The sequence below is a fragment of the Phocaeicola acetigenes genome, assembly GCF_027529745.1.
GTDB classification, from domain to species: domain Bacteria; phylum Bacteroidota; class Bacteroidia; order Bacteroidales; family Bacteroidaceae; genus Phocaeicola; species Phocaeicola acetigenes.
This window is the reverse complement of record NZ_JAPZVM010000023.1, coordinates 1-1,387: the sequence shown is the minus strand read 5'-3', so window position 1 is coordinate 1,387 and position 1,387 is coordinate 1. Positions and strand designations below refer to the sequence as shown.

General features: G+C 43.2%; 1 protein-coding gene. It reads right to left on the bottom strand.

The annotated features are described in order from the left end of the window. Window positions 1-108: 108 nt before the first annotated feature. The gene (locus O6P32_RS13530) at window positions 109-1,323 is read right to left on the bottom strand and encodes an IS256 family transposase (RefSeq protein ID WP_269879050.1); all 1,215 of its coding nucleotides are present in this window, start codon (window positions 1,321-1,323) and stop codon (window positions 109-111) included. Between the last annotated feature and the right edge of the window lie 64 nt (window positions 1,324-1,387).

Genomic DNA, 1,387 nt, shown 5'->3' with positions numbered 1-1,387 from the left:
GGTAGTGTAAAATAAACTGTGTCACGCATTATTTCCTATTAGAAAACTCATCGGTCGGGGAACGGCCAGCGCCAAGGGGCGGGACCACCCGTCCCGACGAGCGTAAAATTACAATAAATTAAATCGCTCTCCAAACTTTATGGCCAGTTGCTGTGAGATTGTGGCCCAATTGGCAAGTGGCATAGTCCACTTCTTCCGTATATTGCGGTATGCAAGATAAACCAGTTTCTCAAGGGCTGTATCCGATGGGAACACGCCTTTGTTTTTTGTTACCTTACGGATCTGATGGTGATACCCTTCAACAGTATTTGTTGTATATATGAGCTTACGGATAGCCGGAGTGTACTGGAAATATTCGGACAGCTTATCCCAATTGTCCTGCCAGGACCTGATAACAATAGGATACTGTTCGCCCCATTTTTCTTCCAGCTTGAGGAGTTCATTTTCTGCCGATTCTTTATTTACAGCCTGATAAACGCATTTCAAATCCTTCAGGAATTCCTTTTGATTTTTGGAGCCTACATATTTGATGGAATTACGAATCTGATGTACGACACAAAGCTGTACAGCTGTATTGGGATAAACACTTTGGATTGCTTCAGGAAAACCTCTCAAGCCGTCTATACAGGCAATAAGAATATCTTCGACTCCACGGTTCTGGAGATCTGTCAGAACACTGAGCCAGAAGTTTGCTCCCTCATTTCTTGATATATACATTCCGAGTAGTTCCTTATGTCCTTCCCGGTCAATACCCAGCACATTATAGATTGCACGTGTAACAGCACAACCACGTTCATCCGTTACCTTATAATGGATGGCATCCATCCAGACTATAGGATAGACAGAATCAAGCATACGTGATTTCCATGCCTTTATTTCCGGAAGTACACGGTCTGTAATGGCGCTGATTGTATCTGCCGATACACGATTACCAAGATTCTCTTCCATCCAATCACTAATCTCACGTGTGCTGTTACCAAGAGCATACAAGCCGATTATACGGTCAGCAACACCTTCTGCCAGAATGGTCTCACGCTTCTTAATAAATTGTGGGTCAAAACTTGAATTACGGTCGCGGGGAGTGGATACAGTTACCTCACCTAATGGAGTCTGGACCTGCTTTTGCATTTTCCCGTTACGGCGGTTGCCCATTTGACGTTCTTCTTCTGTAAGGTGTGCATCCATCTCACCTTCCAGAGCTGCATTCAGGATACTTTCCAATAAGGGAGCAAAAGCACCGTCTTTACCTAACAAGGGCTTGCCCGCTTTCAGCTGTTCAATAGCCTTGTTCTTGATACTCTCAAAATCAAACTCTTCTTTCATAAAAAAACTGTGTTAGCAAAGTTAATATTTTATTCTTTGCTGACACAGTTTAATTTACATCCTC

Bases quoted from the DNA above. Each gene is read 5' to 3' on its own strand.
- O6P32_RS13530 (WP_269879050.1), bottom strand. From the start codon at position 1,323: ATGAAAGAAGAGTTTGATTTTGAGAGTATCAAGAACAAGGCTATTGAA.